This window comes from Megasphaera jansseni, assembly GCF_047974155.1.
Taxonomy (GTDB): Bacteria; Bacillota; Negativicutes; order Veillonellales; family Megasphaeraceae; genus Megasphaera.
Genome location: NZ_JBHYRR010000002.1, coordinates 118560 through 138821 on the forward strand (window position 1 = coordinate 118560; position 20262 = coordinate 138821).

A 20262-nucleotide genomic window follows, 5' to 3' on the forward strand; every position below is an offset into this window, starting at 1 on the left:
CTTTATTCAGCCGGCAGTAACGCCAGGTCTTCAATGGTAACGGAAATATCGAGGCCCTCTGGTTCGGCCATGGTATCGATGGCCTCAGCCGCCTGCTGCTGGACGTCCAGGGCCAGCTGGTGCAGGTCGCCGCCACAGCGGGCGCGGACAGCCAGATGGAGATGGACGACGCCGCCCGTCACGGCTGCGCTGCGGCTGCGGATGGCGACGACGCCAGGAACCTGACGGCCGGCCGTCTCGGCGATACGGCGCAAGGCCTTGGCACTGACGGCATAAGCAAAATCCTGTTCTTCATCCATGGCGGTCTTCCTCCCCAAATACTAACTGCTGTACAATGATGTGGACCGCCGTAACCGTGCAGGCCGTCGCCGTTTCGACGGCATCCTTGACGGATTTCTGCACTTCCAGGGCTACGTCGGGAATACGGCAGCCATAGCGGATGACCAGGCGGACGGTCAACTCGATGTGCTGGCCGTCGATAGAGACATCGACACCGCGTCCCGGAAGGGTCCGCCCCAGCTTTTCGGCTGCCACTTCGGCGATATTCGTCCCCAAATCAGCGACATAAGCCGATTTGGCCGCCGTCAGGGCCGCAATGGAGGCAATGACGCGCTGGGAAATATGGATACTCCCCCATTCATTTACTTCAGTCGTTTCCATGGGAATCACCCCTTTAGTCCACAAAAGGGGCTGTCGCGCGTGCGAAGCCCCTTTGATACCCTATGCTAGCGGCTGGCGGCTAACGACTTGCGTTAACCTTATGCTCTGCCGATATACTGGCCGGTTCTCGTGTCGATCTGGAGAACTTCGCCTTCATTGATAAAGAGCGGTACTTTGACGACATAGCCCGTTTCCAATTTAGCCGGTTTGCTGCCGCCTGTAGCTGTATCACCGCGGACACCGGGATCGGTTTCGACGACTTTCAATTCGACAGCAGCCGGGAGATCGATGCCGATGACTTTGCCTTTGAACATCATGACGGAAACGTTCATTTCTTCTTTGAGGAAATGGATAGCGTCGCCGAGAGTTTCTTTGTTCAATTCGATCTGTTCGTATGTTTCGTTATCCATGAAACAGTACATGCCTTCATTTTCATAGAGGTACTGCATCTGGCGGCGGTCGACGTGCCCGTCCTGTACTTTTTCACCAGCGTTCCAGGTACGTTCAACAACAGCGCCCGTTTCGAGGTTCTTGATCTTAGCGCGGACGAAAGCAGCGCCTTTACCCGGTTTTACATGCTGGAATTCAACGACCTGCCATACCTGGCCGTCGATTTCAATAGTTACGCCTGGTCTGAAATCATTACTTGTAATCATGTGTAAACTCCTCCTATAACAGCTCCATCAAATCTTTGGGTGTTTTGGTTAAAATTTCACAGCCGTTGGCTGTAACGGCAACGGAATCCTCAATGCGGACGCCAAACTTGCCTTCTATGTACAGTCCCGGTTCTACCGTGACTATCATATTCTCTTCGAGTACGCCTGTCGAACGCGGCGACAGGACCGGTTGTTCGTGGATTTCCAGGCCCGTACCGTGGCCCAGGGAATGAGTGAAATACTGGCTGACGTGATAGCGGGCGAAGTAGTTGCGCACGGCATAATCGACTTCGCGGCGGGAAACGCCGGCCTTGATGAGCGATACGCCCAGCTTCTGCCCTTCCAGGATGAGCTGATAGAAATCCTTCTGGAACTGCGACGCCTTGCCGACAACGACAGTCCGGGTGATATCCGAATGATAGCCTTCCCAGACGGCGCCGAAATCGAAGGTGACGAAATCGCCGGCTTCGATGACTTTCGGGCTGGCCGTACCATGAGGCATGGCCGAGCGCTTGCCGGAAGCGACGATGGTCGTAAAGGACTTCTCTTCGGACCCTAAGAGCAGCATATTGCTTTCCAGGCGGGCTGCCAGTTCCTTTTCCGTGACGCCAGGCTTGATGTACGGCAATAAATCGGCAAAGGCCCGGTCAGCGATATTGCTGGCCTTGCGCGTCGCTTTCAGCTCGTACGGTTCCTTCACAGCCCGCAGGCTGGTCAAATCGCAGGGCAAAAAGCCGCATAAGGCGCCGTCGGAAATATTTTCGTACATGAAATGGGTCAGGAAATTTTCTTCATATGCTGCCACGCCGATTTCCATGTCGTTCAGTGACGAACGGATGGATGCCGATAAGGCATTGTGGTGGTTCTTGATATCGTACCACGCCCCGGACTGGTTGGCAGCTTGTTCCGTATAGCGGGAATCAGTCCATAAGACGGCCTGATCCAGGCCGATGACCAGGGCCCCTTCACCGCCCGTAAAGGCACTGAAGTAGCGCAGGTTTTCAGGTTGGACGATAATGACGCCGTCTGCATCGTGTTCCTGAAGAAAAGCGCGCAGGCGGGCGATTCGTTGTTCTATCATAGTATCCCCCTATCACCCTATAGTAATTCAATCATATTTTATAATACCATATTTTCCATTAGCTGAAAAGATAAAATTGCAAATCACCGGACCTGACCGCACAGGGCTTCCCGTTCTTCATCGGTCAGAGGCCGGAACTGGCCCGGCTCCAAACCTTCATCGAGGACGACACTGCCGATGGAGCGGCGGTGCAATCGGACGACTTTCAGGCCGACGGCGGCACACATGCGCTTGACCTGATGGAACTTCCCTTCCTGGACGACGACCGTCAGCGACTGCGGCCCCGTCTGAACGGCTTTGGCCGGCAGGCAGTGCAGGCCATCGTCGAGGACGATGCCGCTGGCAAAACGGCTGCCTACGTCTTTCGGGATATCCCCTTCGACGACGGCATCGTATATCTTATCGGTATGCTTCTTCGGCGACGTAATGCCGTGGGCCCAAGTCCCATCATTGGTAATGAGCAGGAGGCCTGTCGTATCCTTATCGAGGCGGCCTACGGGAAAGAGGCCGGCCCCCTGATACTGACGCGGCAAGAGGCCGATGACCGTCGGCGATACGTTGTCTTCCGTAGCCGACACGACGCCGGCCGGCTTGTAGAGCATGAGATAAATATACTCTTCATACTGAACGGCCTGGCCGTCGACGGCGATGGCATCGGCTGCCGGGTCGATTTTCTGGCTGCTGTCGCGACAGACGGCGCCATTGACGGTCACGTGGCCTCCTTTGCACAACTCCTTGAGTTCCCGCCGCGTCCCCCAGCCCGTATGGCCCAGGAGCTTATCGAGGCGCATTGTCTTGGCCATGATGCCTCCTTATAACGACGGCATCTTGTCCCACTGGGGCTGATACCCCGTCAGGCCTTCCAGATGCTGGGTGCAGTTCATGAGGGTCATGACATTGCGGTCGCCGTAATATTCGATGATGTTAAAGGCCGTGTTGAACTGCTGGAAGCACCAGATGCGCTTCATATCCAGGCCCAGCAGGCCGAAGAGCAGGCAGCGGATGGCCGCCCCGTGGGAAACCATGAAGACGCTGTCGCCGTCTTTGTGGTGTGACAGGATTTCCCGCGTCTTCTTCAGCGTCCGGTCGCGGACCTGGCAGAACGATTCGCCACCCCGTGCCGGCAGGGTCCCATCGGATGCATAGACCGCTTCCAGTTCACCGGGCCACTGGGTCGTGATTTCCTGATATGTATGGCCTTCCCAGACGCCGAAATCGGCTTCCTTCAATTCATCATAAGCGATGACATCCAGATGATGCGGTGCCGCCACGCATTCGGCCGTCACTTTGGCGCGCTGGAGCGTACTGCTATAGACGGCATCGAGATGGACATGGCGGAAAAATTCTCCCAGGCACTTGGCTTGTTCCAGCCCATGCTCATTGAGGGGGACGTCCGTCGACCCCTGATACCACTGCTGGACATTGCCTTCCGTTTCGCCATGACGTGCTAAATATAATTTAATCATCGTGTTCCTCCAGTATTCCCTATAAGTAATTCAACATTTGTGCCCTTCCATTATAACAAGAAATCGGCCAGCTTGCTACCGACGGCCGTCAGCAGGAGCAGGGCCATCTCACTACCTTCGAGGACGGCGCCATACGTATCGCCGGTGACGCCACCCAATTTCCGGCTGATGCGGCCATTGGCCCACAAGGACAGGAGCATGGCCGCCCCCAAAAGGGCCAAATAAAAAGGCCCGCAGAGAAAGACCGGTACCAGGGCCAGCAGAAACGCTTTAGCTACGGTGTGCGCCGGCGCATAGGTGACGAAAGCCCGGCCCAGCCCCTGTTCGCGGGCATAGGGAAACTGGAAGATACTGATCAAAGTCCCGAAGCGGGCCGCTGCCGGGATGCCGACGAGGGCCGGCAGGGCCGCTTCCGGTGCCAGCTGGCTGAGGAATGTCACTTTCAAGAGGACCAGGAAGACGAACGCCGTCACGCCGCCAGCACCGACGCGGCTGTCCTTGAGGATTTCCAGCATCCGCTCGCGGCTGCGGCCGGAAAAGAGGCCATCCGCCGTATCCATATAGCCGTCAGCATGGAGGCCGCCGGTCAGGTAGAACCAGAAGGCCACGACCAGGGCCGACCGGCCAAAGGCGTCGAAAAGGAAAGACGACGCCCCATAGAGCGCCGCCAAAAGCAGGCCGATGATCAAGCCGACGAGGGGAAAGAACAAGACGGACCGGCCAAAATCTTCATCGCGCCAGATGCTCTGTGGAGCCAGGTGGATGCGCGATAAGAACTGCAGGGCAATGAGAAAGGCCTTCATGGCTTCACCTCCGGCAGGCGGACGGCCCGCTGCTTCAGTTCCGTCGTAATGCCGCAGACCGATAAGTAAACTTCATCGGCTTCGGCTGCCGCAGCCTGGTTGATCTTGCCGATGAGGTCGCGGTACAGGCGGCTCACGTGTTCCATAGGCACGATGCCGCAGCCCAGCTCGTTGGTGACAAGGACAGCCGTCACGCCGGCCTGGCGGAACGCGGCCATGACCGCGTTCAGTTCGGCCAGGGCCCCGTCGATGATTGCTTCATCCGTTTCGCCATCGTGGGCAAAAAGATAATTAGAAAAATAAAGGGTCAGGCAATCGACGAGGACCACATCGGACGACTGGCACAGGCGGTCCATCGTCTCCGGCAGATCCTGCGGGATTTCCCAGGTCTGCCACGACGACGGGCGTCGTTTGCGGTGGATGGCGATGCGCTGGGCCATTTCTTCATCGAAGATACGGGCCGTCGCGACATAAGCATGCCGCCCGGGAAGGGCGGCAGCATAGCGTTCAGCAAAGGCGCTCTTACCACTCCGCGCCCCGCCGGTGACAAGGATGATTTTAGACATATCCATTTACTTCTTGATTTCCGAATACAAATGAAAGACTTCCGGCAAGATGACCTTTTCCATGCCGATTTTGATGAGGCTCGGCAGGCCCGGCAGGCAGTAGACCTGACACTGGTGGATGATACCGGCCGTCGTCCGATAGGCCATGGCCTGGACGCCGCAGGCCCGGCGGTAGGCGAAATACGTCATCATCGACTGGAAGGCCGGGATTTTCTTATCGAACAGGGCTTCTACCGTTTCGATAGTCACGTCGCGTTTGGCCAGTCCCGTGCCGCCGCTGGTGATGACCAGGTCGACGCTGCAGACCCATTCATGGAGATGGCGCTCGATTTCGGCCTTGTCGTCTTTGACAATCTGATAGTCGACGACCTGATGGCCGTAATTAGCCAGGGCCGACTGGATGAGCAGGCCGTTCGTATCGTCTGAAAAAGTGCGGCTGTTGCTGATGGTGAGAATCGCCGCCCGCAAAGGATGTTCTTCCATTTTTTTACTATTCAAGATGAATAACCTCCTAACTTAAGATACATAAGATTCTATGATGGAAAAGGGATCGCGCCCTTCCAGCAATCCTTGCAAAAACGAAGGGATGAAACATTCACTGACGACCTGGACATCATACGTCCGTTCCACGCCCTGGCTGGCAAGGGTGATACCGCCGCCCAGGGCCAGGCGTACAGCACAAGCCGGGCCGCCCGATGGCAGGACATCGCTGCGGGACCAGAGGACCGTCGCCTTGTCCCGCCAGGGATACGGGTCTTCATCGTCGCTGTCGCAGTCGACGACTTCCGCTGCCACGATGAGGCCGCTCTCTTTGGCGAATTCTGCCGTATGACAGACGAACTGCGTGTATTCGTCTTCAGAAGTAGCCGCAGCTGCCGAAATATAGAGCAGGCGGAAATCATCCCACAAGACGTGTTCTGAAATGAATTCTTCTGACGGCGTGATGTCCTCCTCTTCATCGACGAAGGATGTATGCCAATTATAGGCCGAACAGATTTCCTCCGCGTCGTCGCCGGCATTGAGCGGGTAGACGTGGAACCCCAGTTTCTGGAATCCTTCCGTCACGCGGACATCGAGGCCGTGCTCCGACTCATCTTCCTGCCAAAAGAAGAAAGGCAGGCCAATATATATCACATCCAATATAATCACCTCTATAAATATAGTATTCGACCCGGAAGGGCAAAAGTCCTACTTGAAAAATATACGTTCTTGTAATGTTTCCTGATTCCGATATAATATATGTATAAACTGCCTCGATTGGAAGAGACAGGGAAAGGAAGTATGTCTTATGTTCAAAAAAATCGCCGCTCTGGCCGTCACATTTGCCTGTGTCTTCAGTTTCATGGCGTCCGCCACCTTCCTCGATGACAACCCCCGTTTCGTCCAGGTCGGCCACGATGACACGACCGAATCGTATATCGACATGAACACCATCCAGTCCGTCCGCTACGATCCGCCGTACTACATCATCCGGGCTACCGTCGTGACCTATGACTATGCCAACAATACGGTACAAGGTTATGATAACAATTTCTTCTACAATTTTAAAGCCCAGACTGTAAAAACGCAGACCCTCGGCGACGTCGGCTACGACCTGCAGGGCAATGTCGTGTCCACCTTGACCCTGCCTAATCCAGAAGTCAAGACGACAGACCGCCTGTCCGCCAACGGCAATGCGGCCAACCGCGCTTTCCGGGTCTGTTACGACATGAACTTCTTCCAAGAATAAGGCTCAAAAATTATTGAAAAGGATTTGATATTCCATGGATTCCCTGATCCACATCATTACGACGATCGTCACTATCGTCTTCATCGCTGCCGTCCTCTATTCCCTCACATCGGCCCTGCGCAAGCGCCATCGCAAGGCGAAAGTCCAGCAGGAACTGGCCAAGAAAGAACACGTCAAAGTCGCCAATCTGCATCAGTACGACATCAAGCCCAATGACGGCTATTACAAATATCCCATCGAAGAAAAAGGGAAACTGCGCCGCTTCCCGCAGCACTTCACCACCGTCGCCCTGGAACTGGCCAACGAACAGCCCTATTCCGTCTGTCTCCTGGCCCTGGCTGAATTCGACCACGGCGAACTGAAGGACACGCGTTACTTCTACGTCCGTCCGCCAGAAAACAACTTATCTGCCGTCAAAGGCCGCTACCAGTGGGAAGAGCTCTCCAAGGCCGATGAATTCGGCGAATACTGGCAGGCCGGCCTGAAGAACCTCATCGAAGGCCAGACCCTGGTCGCCCACAACGCTCCCTTCGTCATGGGCTGCCTGACCCATGCCCTGCACATCTACGGCATCGACGCCCCGTCCTTCTGCTACGCCGATACCCTGGAAGTCGCCAAGAAACTCTACCATTTCCCATCGAACCAGCTCGACGTCATCTGCGATGAAATGGATATCCAGACCGAAGAAGGCAATCTGTTGAGCCAGGCTATCGCCATGGGCCGCTTTTTCCTCATGGCCCACAAGGAATATCCCATGTTCCTGCCCGACCTGACCTATGTAAAAAAAGCACCGACGACAGACGACAAAGAAGCGGCCCTCATCGCCGCCGTCGAACGTGAAGAAGGGACGCCGGAAGAAATGTTTTCCCCAGAAGCACCCGATCAGTCCCTCATCGATGACCTGATGCAAAAAGGCTACGTAGAAGCCGGCGAAAAACCAGGCACGTACTACGCCACCGACAAAGGCCTGGACTTTTCTGAAGGACGGTAGGTTAGTGGTTAGTGGTTCGTGGTTCGTGGCTCGTGGCTCGTGACATGAATGTTTGACGAAAGGCTCCCATTATAGGGGAGCTGGCCGCCGAAGGCGGTCTGAGAGGTTGCCTTTTACATCACCCCCAAAAAAAAGGGACTATCGCATGCAGTCTTATATCTCCATGCGTAGTCCCTTTCGTTTTATAAAACCATCTGCTAACCCCTAGCCACTAACTGCTAACCCCTAAAAAAAAGCTTGCCGTATGTACGGCAAGCTTTTTTTGCTATCATCAAACAACTCTTATTTGGAGTACAATTCGACGATCAGTGTTTCGTTGATTTCTACCGGAATTTCGTCGCGTTCAGGCATACGGGTAAGTGTGCCTTCAAAGCCGTCGAAGTTCTTTTCGATGTACGGTACATCGAAAGTCTTCAATTCCTGGAAGGATTTTTTGTACATTTCGTTGGAGCGGGAAGCTTCTTTCAAAGCGATGACGGAACCAACTTTAACGTGTGCCGACGGGATGTCGCAGCGTTTGCCATTGACCAGGATGTGGCCGTGGTTGACCATCTGACGTGCCTGGCGGATGGAGTTTGCAAAACCGATACGGTATACCAGGTTATCCAAACGGCATTCCAGCAATTTCAGCATGTTCTGGCCGGTAACGCCTTCCATCTTCTTAGCTTTATCATAATAACGGACAAACTGACGTTCGAGCAAATTGTAGTATGCGCGAAGTTTCTGTTTTTCCAATAACTGTGTGCCATATTCAGACATTTTTTTCTGACGCTGATCTTTACGTACGCGTTTTAATGCCTTAGGGTGTCCGTACACATTAACTCCGAACCGGCGACATTCCTTAAAACGCGGGTCTCTCCTCGTTGCCATTTTCTACATCACCTCATGTTAGTAATTCAAGAAATTAAATTTTGCTCACGCAATATATAGATATTACCATGAATAAACCCTTCCTGTCAAGAGGTGTAAAGCGCGGCTCAGATTCCCGCTGTTTACTTATAATCTTTCCCATACTGCCAGCACTGGCCGATGACTTTCCCCGTGCCGAGATAACGGGCCTGCTGGAATTCAAACAAGACCGGGCTGACGCGTTCATAATCAATTTTACCGCGTTCCGTCAGATATTCTTCCTGTACATAGGTATGGACCGGTTTCAAGATATAATTATGGAAGTTGCCGACTTCAAATACTTTATCGACGCGGCATGTCATCGAAACCGGCGCTTCATCGATAATAGGAGCCTTGCCGACTTCATCGAAGTGATGAGCAAAGACAGCCGACTTATCGGTCTGCGCAGCTTTGGCAATCCCGCAATAGTCGACGCGTTCCAGCATATCCTGACGGACGAGGCTGACAGACACGGTCCGGTTCTTAAAAATAGCACCATCCGACAACGTGTGGGCTTTATCGACACTAATTAAGAACTGGCCATGTTCGACGACGCCGACATGCGCAATCGGAAGCCAGTTGACGCGACCATCTTCCAAAACCGTCCCAACCACCGTAACTGGTGTCGGATACAATCCCATAACAGCACCCATATCTTTCTGCATATTGAATCTCTCCTTTTTTCATTCACATATTTTCGTCTTCCTTTGACTGCACTGAGTATACCTCAAGAAGGATGAAATTGGAAGTACGCACTATATTGTAATATAGTATTTAAAAAGATACCAAAGTGAGACGGGAATATTCTTGACTTATTATCTTCACTATGCTATACTTTAGTCAATAAATAATAACGAATATCAATTAATAACAAATGCATGAATTCAGGAGGTGCTCTTATGACCAACTTCATCACAGCCGTCAGCAACCGGCGCACGAACTACACTCTCAGCAAAGACATCACGGTTCCCCAGGAAACCATTGCCAAGACCATCGAAGACGTCGTCCGCGAAGTACCGTCGGCCTTCAACATGCAGTCCGGCAAAGCCGTCATCGCCTTTGGCGAAACACACGATGCCATCTGGAAAATCACCATGGATACACTCCGTAAAATCGTCCCGCCGGCCAATTTCGCCACGACCGAAGCCAAGATCAACTCCTTCGCCGCAGCCTACGGCACGGTCCTCTACTTCGACGACACGACCATCGTCGACAACATGGCATCCCAGTTCCCGCTCTACGCCAAGAACTTCCCCATCTGGGCCCAACAGGCCAACGGCATGATGCAGTTCGCCGTCTGGACCGCCCTGACCGACCTGGGACTCGGCGTCAACCTCCAGCACTACAATCCCCTCATCGACGACGAAGTCAAAAAACTCACAGGCGTCCCCAAAGAATGGCAGCTCATCGCCCAGATGCCCTTCGGCCATCCTACAGAAGCCCCAAAACCTATCGTAAAAGTACCCATCGAAGAACGGGTGAAAGTTCTTCGGTAAAAAAAACGCGCTGTCCCGCAAAGACAGCGCGTTTTTTTAGTGGCTAGTGGCTCGTGGTTCGTGGCTAGTGGCTCGTGGTTCGTGGCTCTCCTGTGAAGGCCCTTTGTAGTCCGTCAGATACTGACCGAAGAAAAGCACAGGGCGGCTGCTAAAACGGAGAGCAGTGCTGGAGCTGTCAGCGCAGCTGACTGCGGGGTTCTAAAACCATCCGCTAACCGCTGACTACTAACTGCTAGCCGCCGAAAAGGGCTTGTCGCGCGTGCGACAAGCCCTTTTCCTTATCTCCTAGCTGCGAGCTGCTGTACCATGGCTTTCAGTTCAGCAATTTCTTTATCTTGTTGATCTACTTTGGCCCGCAGGTTTTCGTTTTCTTGCAGTTTTTCATTCTGCTCTTTGACGACGGCTTTCAGCGATTCGATTTCTTTAGCCATCATCGTGCGCGATGTCGAGACGTGATTGCCCTGGCCGAGCTTGAAGCTGACGCCGGCATTGAGCATGTTTTCACCACCGCCAAAGCTGCCGCCGATGCTGAACATCGTGTCTTCATTGGGACGATAGTAAGCCCCGATAGCTGCGGCATTGGCATTCTTATAATGGCCAAAGCCACCGGCAAAGTCCCACTTGTCGTCGGGGTCGAAGTCCAGCGGATGGAGCGCCGCCAGTGCCGCGGCACCGGCACCGACGCGGTTGACGCGGTTGTCCAGCTTGTTGATGGCACTGCCGACATTATTGGCAAACATACTGAGCTGGCCGACATTGACTGCATCCGTCGCCGACGTCCCGGCAGCCACATCATGAATCTGCTGGCCGCCCATGGAAACGTTGCTGTTGCTGATTTCCACATCGTGGGTATCATCCCCGTCGGCAGCAATCTTGATGCCGCTGTCGGTGACCGTCGTACCGGCCTTGCCTTCACTGTTGTTGATGGTCAGGCCTTCGTCGTTCAAAGTGCTGTTGCCAGTGGTGACACTGGTAAGGCCCTTCAGGTTTTTAGCTAGCCGCAGTGACAAACCATTGTCGCCATTCTTGACGACGCCGATATTCTTGTCCTCAGCGACTTCCGTAGCGCCGCCCGTCAGGCTAAGAGCACCGCCGAATTCAACATTGACAGTCTGTCCGTCATCACCCTGATAGGTGCGCTTCGTCTGCTTGATTGTCGAGACATCGCTCTTGATGTTCGAGACATCTTGCGTGATATTGTCGATTTTACCATTGACCTCACCGATTTTGCCATCGACAATGTTCTTTACGTCACCGATGTTGGCGGCGTTGGTGTTATCGCTGTCATCGCCCTTGACGATGCCGCTCTTAACGTTGGTGATGTTCTTGCCGCCGGCATCTATGCCCTTGCTGTCAATTGTGATGCCGCCAGCCTTGATAGAGCCATCGTTGCCAAGGTTAACATCCTTCTTCAGACCGATGTTGATAGAGTGGCCATCTTCGGACACGGAGGTGGTGATGTTGCTATCTCCATGGATGCCGATGGTACCGCCCAGATTTTGCTTGACGTCCGACTTACCACTGGCATTGGCATTATCCGCCGTCAGCCCGAAACCGCCGCCCTGTGCGGAATTGGTAATACTCCCTTTCATCAGGACCAGCTGTTCTTCGGTGGCAGCCCGCTGGCTGGTGCCGAATCCGGCCACATCCAGGGTGGTATTGGTCAGCCCGGTAAGGCTTTCAATGCCGGTGAGATTCTTGGCCAATTTTATTTCAAAGCCATCGCCAGCAGCATTCTTCACTACACCGATATTCCCATCGGACAGTTTCGTAGTATCAGCACCGCCAGATAGCTTCAACGTGTTGTTCAACGATCGGCTTACCGTATTTTCAATGCCATCTCCAGTGAAAATCAGACCATCATCCAGAGTAGCCACATCGTGTGCCTGGCTGCTCTGGTCCGTATAGGTCAGACGAGTCTGGTCCTGCTGGTCCAGGTTCTTAGCACCCGTATAGACGGACATCGTAGCCTTGGTTCCAGCCGTAGTCCCAGCCAGGTCCAGATAGCCAGCGCCGTTGGCCTGGCGGAGAGCCGCAGACTGATTGTTATTATTGCTTAAGGTAATCCCCGTATCGCCGGTAATGTTCACTTCTTTAGCAGACTTGCCTTTGAACTGCATGCTGCCGTCCACCCCTTCAGTGGTTACATTTCCGCTTTCTTCATCCTTTACTTCGTGGACACCCACTTCCAGGTGATCCTGGAGTTCTACAGAAACATAGTCCTCGCCAAAGTGGTCTTTCTTCACCTTGGTCAGAATATTGGCCTTGCTCCGGTTCCAGTAATCTCCCGAACTATCATCCTTTTCGTTGGTTACAGGAGCATCCCCGAAAATCCGGATGTCACTGCCCAGATTCTGTTCAATAGTGGCATCCACGGCTTCGCCTCTGCCACCGGCAGTAATGGCGAAAGTCCCTTTGCCCAAGACTTTGGTAATGGAATCGTTGACTGCCTTCAGCTGGTCTTCCGTAGCTGCCCGGCCAGAAACATAGGTTCCATTCCAATCCTTATTGGAGAGACCCGTAACATAGTTACCCGTTTCATTCGTCTGGCTAGAATTCATAACCGTCTGATTCCCCATGACTACCGTGCCAGCCGTCACCGTATTGAGACCGGCGAGGTCCTTGGCCAGCTGCAGAGAAAGAACGGTATTGCCGTCAGCATCCTGGCTGGTAGTGACACCGATATTGTTGTTCTTTGTGGAATCGGAAGAATCCACCAGATCAGCCGTCTGGGCACCGCCTTTGATGGTCACTTTCTTGTTCAGCGTGGTATCAATGGCATTTCCATTGTCTCCAGCCAGCTGCAGGCCATCTTCCAGGGTGGCTACCGTATGAGGATGACCATTGCCGCCGTCATAGGCAATACGGGACATAGCCGTTTTCAAGGAAGCATTTCTATCCTGCGCCGTATCAGTATAAGTTGCATTGATGGAAACAGGACTGATGCCACCATCTTTGTTCTGCCCATTAATCTTGAGGGTACCGAGTTCACCAGCAACACCGGGTGTACTTGCTTTGCCCAGCGTCAGGGTATGGGCATCGAGGTCGCGGTCCAGTTGGACAGTCAACGTATTGGTCGTATTATCTGCTACCACCCGGACATTGGCACCGCCATCATAGTCGCGGCCATCGGCACCGGTACCCTGAATGGTCAAGGTATCTCCCAAGTTGGTGTGAACCTTGTTGATCTCTCCATTGTTGCCTTGGAAATACAGACCTGCATTGGTCACATCCGTAGAAATTCCGTTGCTGACGGTTTTCAGGTCAGCGATAGTAGCCGCATGGTTCAACATGGCACTGCCTTCAGCAATATCATTGATATCCATTTGCTTGTTCTGTGCCGCATCATAAAGGCCGCTCTTCACATCCACAATCTGGTTGCCCCCATTGTCCAGGCCAGCCACGGTCAGTTTTACCTGACTGGTTTCAGACCCGTTTTGAGGGGTGATTCCCAGGCCTTTGCCATCGATGACAGTAGTGGAACCAGTGGTATCGTCCTTGAAGGTAGCACTGGTCATATCGGTCAGCGTCTTGCTCAGACCAATGGTGATGGATTTGCCAGTGGTATCCGCTGTGGTAGTCAGATTGCTGTCCGCTACCTTCAGCTGAATGGAGCCTCCCAGGTCCTGTTTCACCACTGTGCCTGCATTGTCGCTGATGCCAAAGCCACCGCCGGTTTCCTTGCCATCCACAATGGACTTGGCCACCTGCTGGAGCTGGTCTTCTGTAGCCGCCCGACCGCTGACGATGCCGTCCTTCGACCATTTGGTGTTGGTCAGGCCCGTAATATAATCCCCAGTAGCAGCATTGGGGCTGGCACCATTGTCAGCAATGGTCTGGGAACCGATTTTGATGCCACTGCCCGTAGTCCCTGTAGTCGGCTCAAAGCTGATGGTCCCCATATTGGTAAGATCCTTGTTCAGCTTGATTGCTAACCCATCATCGCCATTTTTCACCACGCCGATATTTCCATCGGTCAAGTTGCTGGTGGAGGCACCGCCCGTGAAGTTCAGCGTACTATTGAGGGTCGTGCTGACGGTCTTAGACGAGTCCGTCTTGGCGTCATCACCGGCAAACTTCAGGCCATCATCCAACGTAGCGATAGTATGGAGCGTTTTCGCAGCATCCGACTCCGACTGGCCACTCTTGGCCGCCCAGTACTGAAGGCGTGGAGATCCGCTTTCACTGGAATTGAGGAAAGCAGTTCCATCGCTGCCATAGTTCTGAATCAGTGCGGCGAAATTACCGCTGGCGTCTCCCATACGCAGGGAGCCGTCGGCACCATTCATCTTCAGATAAGCTCCGCCCTGGCCGGTAGCCTTTACACTGCCATCCACAGCAGTATCCTTGGAGCCGACAACCAGATTGTCATCCATGAGGATACGGATGTCACCTCGAGCATTAATGGTGGTGGTGATATTGTTGGTATTATAGGTATGCCCATCCTGTTTGTTTCCACCAAAAATGCCGATGGAATCCCCCAACTGAGCCGTATGCGTCAGAGAAGTTGCACCGTCTGCTAGAGCACTGGCCGTAAAGGTCAGACCTTTATCCACATCGGACTTGCTGGCCAGACCAGAAATGGTGATTTCCTTTCCCACCGTATCCGTAGAACTGGCCACGGTAAGCGTCACATCCCCATTAGCGTCCACGGAATATTTCCCGTCAGAACCGGAAGCGGAATTTTCCACCAGATGGTAATCCAGATTGGACAAGCCAGTCAGATCTACATCCACATGGGTACCGTTGTTTTTATTCAGGGTCAGGGTAGCGGTAGTAGAGGTCGTCCCATCGTCAGCCGTAGTTGCTGCGGTAGAAACGCTTCCACTGGTCACATAGTAGTCATGGAGACCGGAGATGTTCACCGTATTTTTGTTCCGTTCCGTCAGAGTCACCTTCATGGAACCAAGGTTGGCCGTATCATCGGTGGCTGTCCCATCCGTCACATAATTGTCATTGGCTACGGTCCCTTCATTCACGTCATTGATGGCGGCTCTCAGCTGGGCTTCCGTGGCAGCCCGATTCTCCACAATATTCGTTGCATCCCAATTGGTATTCTGGAGTCCGGTAATATAGAAACCTGTGCCGCTGTTGGCTCCGCCGCCAGTCTGGCTGCCGAGATAGATGCCGCCTGTATAGGTGCCATTGATATTGGTGCCACCTACCCTGACAGTAGTGAAGTTTACATCCTGTGCGGTGGAAATCTTGATGTCACTGCCGCTGGAAAGGGAAATATTATCTCCTGCCACGAAATTCAGGGTGTTGTCGGAAGGAGTAACGGTCTTGACATCCGTGCTGTTAATCTGGGCTTTCCAGCCGGAGTTGACAGTATTGGATACGGTCAGGAGTTCGTCTTCCGTTGCAGCTCTACCGCTGACATAAGACGGGTTGGCGACGTCCCAATTCGTATTAGTCAGGCCAGTTGCATACGTTCCCGCCTCTGCTTTCTTGGTAGTATCTTTGCCATCTTTATCCTTCAATGTCAGGGTATTTGCTGCAACAGTGCCCAAAGAGAGGCTTCCAATAGAAGCCGTTCCCGTACTGCCATCGAAGGTCACCTGATTGCCCGCTTTGATGACGCCAGTATTGCCATTCAAGGAAATCTGCTTCGCCGCATCATTGCCCAGTGTCACAGTATCGTTCAAGGAAACTTTGTAGTCCACCGTTCCATCTGTGGTATTCGGCTTTCCTACAACCTTCGTATTCTTATCGTCTCCGCTGACTGTCACCATTTTAGCGGCGATTTTCTTCACATCGCCGATATTGGCAGCATTGGTCTCTGTGTCATAAACAGGACTGCCGGATTCATCATCCCCGGATTTGCCGCTGGCAACATTGGTAATCTTCTGATTGCCGCCGCTGATGCCACTGGTAGTCATGCTGGGACCATTGTTGATGGTCAGGCCAGTACTTCCCAAGGTAGAGGCGCCAGTGATCACATTGCCACTATTGCCATCCACTGTAATGGCTTTATCGCCTGTTCCCACAGTCACCTTGTCCGCCGTAAGCTGGGTGTCCATCTTCACGGTGATGATACCGTTATCGTCGATTTCCGTGGTCAGGTTATCCGTCTTATAGGTATGGCCGGACTGGACATCGTTGGCACGGACGGCTACCGTACTGCCCAAAGCACGATTGACTATCTTATAAGCTCCATCCACCTTATTGCTGGCAGAAAAATTCAGACCTTTAGCGATATTTTCCGTATTGGTGGTAATCTGTTTTTTATTGCTGTTTACCACATCAGACACGCTCTTCAGCTGGTCTTCGGTGGCAGCACGGCCGGAGACATAAGTGGTCTGTCCCACGGTCCAGGTAGTATTGTCCAGACCGGTGAGGTAGTCACCACTCTGGGTGGTGTCATTGCCATCGGTTTGGGTGCCCAGCTTGGCCCCGCCGGCCGTAATGGTATCAAGTCCAGTGATGTCTTTGGCCAGCTTCAGGGACAGGGTGGAGCCATTGGCGATGACGCCGATATTATTGCCATCGGCCAAACTCGTTGCACCGCCGGAAACGGTGAGAAGGTTGTCCAAAGCCACACTGCCCGTTCCCGCATCACCAGCCAGTTTCAGCCCATCGCCGAGAGTAGCGACCGTATGAGATACATTGTCACCATCGGTGTAGCTGAGGCGGCCGGTACCATTCGGGCCGGAAAGTTCCGGTGAAGCGGCATAGCCGGCCGTAATCGTAGTGGCCTTTTGGGTATTGCTGCTGTCCGCCCCTACAATCTTGACGGAGCCGGCCTGTCCACCATCAGCCGAAGTTCCTTCCGTACCAGCCGTGACCGAATCAAAAACAGGATTCTTGTCCAAAGCGATGGAAAGGCGGTTGTTTGCCGTATCCGTCAGGACTTTGATGTTCTGCGTGGAGTATTCCGTATCCGCCTTCCGGCCGCTGCCTTGAATCTGGAGCGTGCCGCCCTGATTGAGATGAACCGAGGTCGTCGTGTCATTGCCCTGGAAGTTCATGCCCTTGCTTTCCACAGCCTTGAGCTGGGCCACATTAACGGCATCCGTATCCTGAGAACCGGCCGCCAGATTGGTAATCTGCCGAGTGATTTTAACACCTTCTGCATCAGTTCCCCCCAAGGAGACAGCGCCGGAGGTGGAAACCCAGGTGGATGCGGCAGCTGCATTGGCAGGATTTGTCATATCAGGAGCCAAATAACCAGTATATCCTTTTTCCCGATTGGCTACGGAGTGGGCGCCCAGGGCGATACCACCTTCCACAGAAGCTTTGGCATTCGTACCGAAAGCTGAGGAATTTTCACCTTCCGCACTGGCAGAATAACCATATGCGGCAGAACCCGTCTCTTTTGCAGAAGCCATAAAACCGACAGCAACAGCAGCTCCATTATCAGTAGACGTTGTATCTGTATTCTGCGTTCCTGCTTCCGCTCCTAGACCGACAGCTACCGAATAATTTCCGCTGGCGTTATTCTGAGTGCCCAGGGCAACTGATTCTGTGCCAGAAGCCACAGAATTATAGCCAACAGCCAAGGCCCCCAACCCACTTGCTGTGGAATTGATGCCCATGCTGATGGAAAGCCCGCCACTGGACTTGGTCCCTACCCCAAAAGCCATGGAATTGGCACCTGTGGCACCATCGTTGTAATAGTTAGCCAAGGTATTTTCCGCTACCCTGCCGCTGCTATTCTGGCCGTTAATACTCAGGAAGTGGCGGCCCGCCTGTTCCAGCTGGTCTTCCGTAGCCGCCCGGCCGGTTACGTAGTTTCCCGGCGTCCAGGTACGGTTGGAAAGACCTGTCACAAACAAGCCTTCTGCATTGGCCCTGGCAGATTCCAACTTCAGCGTGCCATCACTCTGGATAACGGGTCGCATATAGTCATAGGTAAAGCTCTGGTAGCCCATTTGGAGAGTGCTCTTGCTGTTGTCATCACTGCCCGTATGGGCAACCGTAACTCCATTGGTATTCACCTGCGTATTTCCCACCGTCAGGGACCCATCAGCAGTGAGATTCACGTCTTTGGACAACTGGACCTTCAATGTGCCGTCAGAGGCGTTGACTCCGATGTTATTGTCCGTTAGCGTACCTGTGGCCCCGCCCAGGATATCCAGTTCTTCACTGAGATTTTTAGTGATGGTTGTAGTGCTATGGTTGTCCCCGCCGAATTTCAGGGCTGTTGTATAGTCCTTGCCGTTGATGGAGAGGCTCTTCAGTTCACTGGATCCGGTGGAAGCCGTGCTGGCCGTCACTTTGGACCCGGTGTTGAAAGTCTGTGACACCTTGGGCTCCATTGGTAGTGTTAGACAGGGTCACGGTGGTATCCTGACCGTTGGTACCGCCTCCTCCGGTGACAGTAATGGCTCCGTCCACTGCCTCAGCCGTCCCATTTCCATTCCGCATGGTGGTAATGGTAGCCGTGGGCGCAGCAGATGTGCCCCCTTTGGCCATATCCACAGATTTGACGTCATTGTGATACAGGGCCATGTCGTTGCTTTTCAGCACATCCAGATCCTTGTTGTAATCCGATACCCGATAGGTCTCCATGGTGGCATTAGGATCAGTGACGGGAGCGGCCCAGTAGCTGTAATATGTTCCGTCTTTCATGGCGGTCATGAGGATTTCGTTATTGGCCCCATAGACAGTGCCCGTATAGACGGAAGAGCCGTCATAACTGGTAAAGACACCGATTTTCCCTCCAATTACGTACAGGTGAGATGGGTCCACTGCCGTACCTTTATAGGTGTACTGATTCAAGGTTCCGTTCCATACCAAATCATTGCCTACTGATACAAATCCCCGTGGGTTGCCATTGGTCCCTGCCGAGGGATTGTACATATCCGCATACCCATCTTTATAGTAGGTATTTCCTTGGGTATGTCCTTTCCAAGAAGGATCATAGATGATGTAGGACCAGTTTCCGGGCACCTGGGTACCACCAGCCTGGCTCAAGCCTTCAAAGGCACTGGCGGAGACTTGATTCAGGGATTCGCCCACATTGGTGGAAATGCCGGTGGAAGAAACAGAGGAAGTGGTATTGGTCAGGATGTCCGCCGGCTGACTTCCGCTGCTCGTATAGGCCACATCATATTTTTTATCCGATTGGGATAAGGGAGTGTATTTTTGAGCTTCCTGTTCAGTCAAGGTATAGCCGTCCCGGACCCAGTACTTGGTTTTTCCATCGGAAAGAGTCACTTTGCGATAGGTGGCTCCATTAAACGTATTCGTATTCTGCCCATTATCATTGGTGCCACTCACTACCAAGAATGCTACATACTGGTTCTGGGTGGTAGCAGCAGCAGTAGGCTGCCCGGCTGCTACTGCCGACTGGATACCCGATACACCTAAAGATAACGCCCCCGTACAGATAGCCATAACCGCCAGGCGGGAAGCTTTTGTCAAATGCGTCGATTTTTCCTTTCCGGCTCGTTTAGTCAATTCAGAAACGACGACATAGCAATGACGTGCACGATTCCAAATAACTTTATATACCTTATTCATAGTACCTCCTAAAATCATCATTTACTTTTAATCTTGATAATTTTAATCTTATAAATTATTACAATTATATTAATTTGTAGTAATGAAATTATACTTAGTATGTATATATGATGTCAATAGTAATAAATCCAACTGAGAACCGCCATATTTCAGTAAAGAAATAGTTATACAAACGTCACCTGAGCCGCCGCTCATTGAATTTATTGCTCTTTTAAAAAGAAAGTTATCAAGCTAAATTATCTTTAATTTAGCTTGATAACAGCTTACAATATGGTAAGTTCCTCTATGAAAATGATAGCAAAATCGTAAAACAAAATGAGTGTTATCCATATTACCATTATAATTTTACATTTTAACAATTTGAACAACAATGAGAATGATGACAAAAAAGGGGCTGTCGCACGAAGGTTTTTGCCATCATGCGAGGCCCCTTCAACTTAAAAGTTTTTCGTTCGTAGTTC

The 20262-nt window shown here is 52.7% G+C and carries 17 protein-coding genes; 3 read left to right on the top strand and 14 right to left on the bottom strand.

Features of this window, described 5'->3' with window-relative positions; translation table 11 throughout:
• Positions 1-2: 2 nt before the first annotated feature.
• From ACE418_RS01485 to ACE418_RS01530, 10 genes are all read right to left on the bottom strand, one after another.
• Positions 3-299 (bottom strand): hypothetical protein, encoded by a 297-nt coding sequence (locus ACE418_RS01485; protein WP_416448834.1) that lies wholly within the window; start codon positions 297-299, stop codon positions 3-5.
• Complete coding sequence (locus ACE418_RS01490; RefSeq protein WP_416448835.1) at positions 292-660, bottom strand: Asp23/Gls24 family envelope stress response protein; 369 nt, start codon at positions 658-660, stop codon at positions 292-294. The genes ACE418_RS01485 and ACE418_RS01490 overlap by 8 nt, the downstream gene beginning before the upstream one ends.
• 98 nt (positions 661-758) lie before the next feature.
• Positions 759-1316: an elongation factor P gene (gene efp / locus ACE418_RS01495; protein WP_416448836.1), complete on the bottom strand. Its 558-nt coding sequence runs from the start codon at positions 1314-1316 to the stop codon at positions 759-761.
• A 13-nt stretch (positions 1317-1329) separates the two neighbouring features.
• Positions 1330-2397 carry a M24 family metallopeptidase gene (locus ACE418_RS01500; protein WP_416448837.1) on the bottom strand — a complete coding sequence of 356 codons (1068 nt, stop codon included), beginning with the start codon at positions 2395-2397 and terminating at the stop codon, positions 1330-1332.
• 83 nt (positions 2398-2480) lie between these two features.
• Positions 2481-3200, bottom strand: coding sequence for a pseudouridine synthase (locus ACE418_RS01505; protein ID WP_416448838.1), 720 nt, complete (start codon positions 3198-3200; stop codon positions 2481-2483).
• 9 nt (positions 3201-3209) lie between these two features.
• Positions 3210-3863, bottom strand: coding sequence for a histidine phosphatase family protein (locus ACE418_RS01510; protein ID WP_416448839.1), 654 nt, complete (start codon positions 3861-3863; stop codon positions 3210-3212).
• A gap of 50 nt (positions 3864-3913) precedes the next feature.
• Positions 3914-4666, bottom strand: a complete 753-nt coding sequence (gene cobS / locus ACE418_RS01515; RefSeq protein WP_416448841.1) for an adenosylcobinamide-GDP ribazoletransferase — start codon at positions 4664-4666, stop codon at positions 3914-3916.
• Positions 4663-5232 (bottom strand): bifunctional adenosylcobinamide kinase/adenosylcobinamide-phosphate guanylyltransferase, encoded by a 570-nt coding sequence (gene cobU, locus ACE418_RS01520; RefSeq protein ID WP_416448843.1) that lies wholly within the window; start codon positions 5230-5232, stop codon positions 4663-4665. Before cobU ends, cobS begins: the two co-directional genes overlap by 4 nt.
• Before the next feature lie 6 nt (positions 5233-5238).
• A complete protein-coding gene (locus ACE418_RS01525) occupies positions 5239-5730 on the bottom strand; it encodes a MogA/MoaB family molybdenum cofactor biosynthesis protein (RefSeq protein WP_298588157.1) in 492 nt (163 codons plus the stop codon).
• Positions 5731-5748: 18 nt separating this feature from the next.
• Positions 5749-6366, bottom strand: a complete 618-nt coding sequence (locus ACE418_RS01530; protein WP_416448845.1) for a hypothetical protein — start codon at positions 6364-6366, stop codon at positions 5749-5751.
• 154 nt (positions 6367-6520) lie between these two features.
• On the opposite strand from ACE418_RS01530, the gene ACE418_RS01535 reads away from it, so the two are divergent.
• Together ACE418_RS01535 and ACE418_RS01540 are read left to right on the top strand one after the other, a co-directional pair.
• Positions 6521-6961, top strand: coding sequence for a hypothetical protein (locus tag ACE418_RS01535; protein ID WP_416448846.1), 441 nt, complete (start codon positions 6521-6523; stop codon positions 6959-6961).
• A 34-nt stretch (positions 6962-6995) separates the two neighbouring features.
• A complete protein-coding gene (locus ACE418_RS01540) occupies positions 6996-7952 on the top strand; it encodes an exonuclease domain-containing protein (protein WP_416448847.1) in 957 nt (318 codons plus the stop codon).
• 282 nt (positions 7953-8234) lie between these two features.
• Here the strand turns inward: ACE418_RS01540 and rpsD are convergent, their stop codons facing one another.
• Together rpsD and ACE418_RS01550 are read right to left on the bottom strand one after the other, a co-directional pair.
• The gene (gene rpsD / locus ACE418_RS01545; protein WP_014015950.1) at positions 8235-8822 is read right to left on the bottom strand and encodes a 30S ribosomal protein S4; all 588 of its coding nucleotides are present in this window, start codon (positions 8820-8822) and stop codon (positions 8235-8237) included.
• A gap of 122 nt (positions 8823-8944) precedes the next feature.
• Positions 8945-9505: a flavin reductase family protein gene (locus ACE418_RS01550; RefSeq protein WP_416448848.1), complete on the bottom strand. Its 561-nt coding sequence runs from the start codon at positions 9503-9505 to the stop codon at positions 8945-8947.
• A gap of 234 nt (positions 9506-9739) precedes the next feature.
• Here ACE418_RS01550 and ACE418_RS01555 point away from each other — a divergent pair, with 234 nt between their 5' ends.
• Positions 9740-10336, top strand: coding sequence for a nitroreductase family protein (locus ACE418_RS01555; RefSeq protein WP_416448849.1), 597 nt, complete (start codon positions 9740-9742; stop codon positions 10334-10336).
• A 278-nt stretch (positions 10337-10614) separates the two neighbouring features.
• On the opposite strand, the gene ACE418_RS01560 is transcribed toward ACE418_RS01555, so the two are convergent.
• Positions 10615-18582, bottom strand: coding sequence for a YadA-like family protein (locus ACE418_RS01560; RefSeq protein ID WP_416448851.1), 7968 nt, complete (start codon positions 18580-18582; stop codon positions 10615-10617).
• Complete coding sequence (locus ACE418_RS01565; RefSeq protein WP_416448852.1) at positions 18518-19801, bottom strand: ESPR domain-containing protein; 1284 nt, start codon at positions 19799-19801, stop codon at positions 18518-18520. Before ACE418_RS01565 ends, ACE418_RS01560 begins: the two co-directional genes overlap by 65 nt.
• Positions 19802-20262 lie beyond the last annotated feature (461 nt).

Bases quoted from the DNA above. Each gene is read 5' to 3' on its own strand.
- ACE418_RS01485 (WP_416448834.1), bottom strand. From the start codon at position 299: ATGGATGAAGAACAGGATTTTGCTTATGCCGTCAGTGCCAAGGCCTTG.
- ACE418_RS01490 (WP_416448835.1), bottom strand. From the start codon at position 660: ATGGAAACGACTGAAGTAAATGAATGGGGGAGTATCCATATTTCCCAG.
- efp (WP_416448836.1), bottom strand. From the start codon at position 1,316: ATGATTACAAGTAATGATTTCAGACCAGGCGTAACTATTGAAATCGAC.
- ACE418_RS01500 (WP_416448837.1), bottom strand. From the start codon at position 2,397: ATGATAGAACAACGAATCGCCCGCCTGCGCGCTTTTCTTCAGGAACAC.
- ACE418_RS01505 (WP_416448838.1), bottom strand. From the start codon at position 3,200: ATGGCCAAGACAATGCGCCTCGATAAGCTCCTGGGCCATACGGGCTGG.
- ACE418_RS01510 (WP_416448839.1), bottom strand. From the start codon at position 3,863: ATGATTAAATTATATTTAGCACGTCATGGCGAAACGGAAGGCAATGTC.
- cobS (WP_416448841.1), bottom strand. From the start codon at position 4,666: ATGAAGGCCTTTCTCATTGCCCTGCAGTTCTTATCGCGCATCCACCTG.
- cobU (WP_416448843.1), bottom strand. From the start codon at position 5,232: ATGTCTAAAATCATCCTTGTCACCGGCGGGGCGCGGAGTGGTAAGAGC.
- ACE418_RS01535 (WP_416448846.1), top strand. From the start codon at position 6,521: ATGTTCAAAAAAATCGCCGCTCTGGCCGTCACATTTGCCTGTGTCTTC.
- ACE418_RS01540 (WP_416448847.1), top strand. From the start codon at position 6,996: ATGGATTCCCTGATCCACATCATTACGACGATCGTCACTATCGTCTTC.
- rpsD (WP_014015950.1), bottom strand. From the start codon at position 8,822: ATGGCAACGAGGAGAGACCCGCGTTTTAAGGAATGTCGCCGGTTCGGA.
- ACE418_RS01550 (WP_416448848.1), bottom strand. From the start codon at position 9,505: ATGCAGAAAGATATGGGTGCTGTTATGGGATTGTATCCGACACCAGTT.
- ACE418_RS01555 (WP_416448849.1), top strand. From the start codon at position 9,740: ATGACCAACTTCATCACAGCCGTCAGCAACCGGCGCACGAACTACACT.
- ACE418_RS01565 (WP_416448852.1), bottom strand. From the start codon at position 19,801: ATGAATAAGGTATATAAAGTTATTTGGAATCGTGCACGTCATTGCTAT.